The 2281-nt window shown below is 29.3% G+C and carries 2 protein-coding genes and 1 pseudogene; all 3 read left to right on the top strand.

The annotated features are described in order from the left end of the window. A partial coding sequence (locus tag R2S67_RS22665) for a glycosyltransferase family 4 protein (RefSeq protein WP_317347159.1) occupies positions 1–585 on the top strand: 585 nt, incomplete at its 5' end. Continuing rightward, entirely contained in the window at positions 585–1829 is a 1245-nt protein-coding gene (locus R2S67_RS22660; protein WP_317347158.1) for a hypothetical protein, read from the top strand. The genes R2S67_RS22665 and R2S67_RS22660, both read left to right, overlap by 1 nt. Then, a pseudogene (locus R2S67_RS22655) lies at positions 1810–2281 on the top strand (hypothetical protein); the annotation flags it as partial. The gene R2S67_RS22660 and the pseudogene R2S67_RS22655, both read left to right, overlap by 20 nt.

Raw genomic sequence — 2281 nt, 5'->3', positions numbered from 1 at the left:
GTCTTAATACCACATGGAATAAATAAAGAAATAATTGAAAAAAAAGATAATAGTAAATCAAAAAAAATACGAGTTATTTGTGCAGGTCAATATATAAAGAGAAAAAATATTGACTGGGTTATTGGTTTGGCTAATAAGTTTTTAGACAATAAAAGAATACAGTTTACAATTGTTGGTAGTGGCCCTCTAAAAGATAAGTATGTTAAAAAATCAAGCGGTGCAGTGGAGTTTTTAGATTGGTTACCTAGAGACGAGTTATTAAAAGAATTTAACAAAAGTGATATTTTTATTTTGCCAAGTGATAATGAGACATTTGGCATGGTTTATATAGAAGCAGCAGCAAAAAATTGTCTTATTATAGGGAAAAAAGGAACAGGACTTGATGGCTACTTTAGTTCTGGAGAAGATGCTTATTTTATTGAGARCGAAGAAGAACTATATGATGTTTTTCGTACTAAAATTTTAGATAAAGAATGCTGGAAAGACATTGCTCACAAAGGTTTTTTAAAAGTAAATGAAAACTTTGTGTGGGARGTTGTTTCGGAAAAATATAGAGATTTATATATGCGGGTTTGTTATAAATAATGAATATGACTTTTAGATCTTTAAGATTTATTTTGATATATGTCATTTTATTTCTTTCTTACAAATATTTTGTTGCTGATAAGTTTTCATATATGGGGTTTGAGGATAACTTAAATTTCACTAGGTTTATATTTTCAGTATTATTTGTTTTTCTTTCTACTATTACCTTTGAAATAGTTAAAGACAGCTTCACAAGATTTATTATTGCTCTATTATTTGTTTTTGTCACAGCACCTAATATGGTGATGTACTCATTTATGGGGGGGGATATTAGAATTCCAGTTTGGTCATTCTTATGTATTCCTATAACTTCCGTAATATTGAACTTATTTCCGCCAATTAGAGTCCCATCAATTAGTAGTAAAAAAACCGAATATTTAATGTGGGCTCTATTGATTTTATGCTTAGCTCCCGTAATCTCTGCACATGGTGTTAAGTTTAATTTAAATGCTTTTTATTTTGATGTGTATGATATTAGAAGAGAGTCAAGAGAGAACAATACTTTTTTTTCAGTATATGGTTACTTTTGGCTGGCAAAGGTCATATGTCCAATAGGCATTATTTTTGCCTTGGAAAGAAAAAAAGCGTTCATGCTTATAATCTTTTCTATGATTTTAATGTATTTATTCATGACCACTGGGCATAAATCAGTATTTTTAACGGTGCTTATAATCATGGGACTATATTTTGGTAAGCCATGTTACGAAAGTAAAGCAAATTATTTTTTATCTGCTTGTTTGTTACTTTTTATTAGTGTTAGGGTTGTCTCTTATTTTTCCGATTTTATCCTTCCTGAGTCTTTACTAGTAAGAAGACTTTTCTTCATTCCGGCACTGTTAAATATTTTTTACTTTGATTTCTTTGATAATAACTATGTGTATTACTCTAGTTCTTATTTATCTTATTTCATAGACTATCCTTATTCCGCCACAATTCCTCAAGTTATAGGGCAACATTTTTTTAATAGTGATGAAATGAGTGCAAATAATGGTTATTTAAGTGATGGTTTTGCTAACTTTGGAAGTGTTGGGGTTTTCTTTAACGTACTTATTTCATCGTTAGTGATTAAAATATTCAAAGATTATAATGTTCCCGTAAAATACAGCGGACTGATTTTTGTGACATTCTACGCTATTCAAGGTAGTGCTATGTCCACAATGTTATTTACACATGGTGGTTTATTATTAGTACTTTTAGTTCCTTTTGTATTAAAGCCTAAAAATTATGATAAAGAAGTTTGTTAGTTTACTATCAGGTCCTGCTCTTGCTCATGCTTTAACTATCTTATTAACTCCATATTTTATGTCTAAGTATACGCCGTCTGAATTTGGTGATTATGCATTCTATATAGCACTATTGGGGGTTTTTTTAGCGGTTAGTAGTCTCAGATTTGATGCCATTATATTTGCATGTGAAGATACAGAAGTAGATGATATATTTACCATCGGAATAGTGATAGCATTTTTCTTGTCATGCGTGATTTTTTGTTTTCTGTTTTATTTTAATTATTCATATTCTACATTTATATTTTTTTCATTTCTTTCTCAAGCGGTGTTGTTAATTGTTACAAATTATTTTCTAAGGTTTAATAAGCATAAGTTGGTTTCCTTTTTAAAGTTTTTGTCTATATTCACAATTCCTATATTTCAGCTTATATTTTCATATTATAGTTTAGATAATGGAATGATATTGGGTC

It is taken from the genome of Vibrio sp. T13N, from assembly GCF_032970445.1.
Classification (GTDB): Bacteria; Pseudomonadota; Gammaproteobacteria; order Enterobacterales; family Vibrionaceae; genus Vibrio; species Vibrio diabolicus.
The sequence above is the reverse complement of the archived record's forward strand: the minus strand, read 5'-3'. Positions and strand labels throughout refer to the sequence as shown.

Bases quoted from the DNA above. Each gene is read 5' to 3' on its own strand.
- R2S67_RS22660 (WP_317347158.1), top strand. From the start codon at position 585: ATGAATATGACTTTTAGATCTTTAAGATTTATTTTGATATATGTCATT.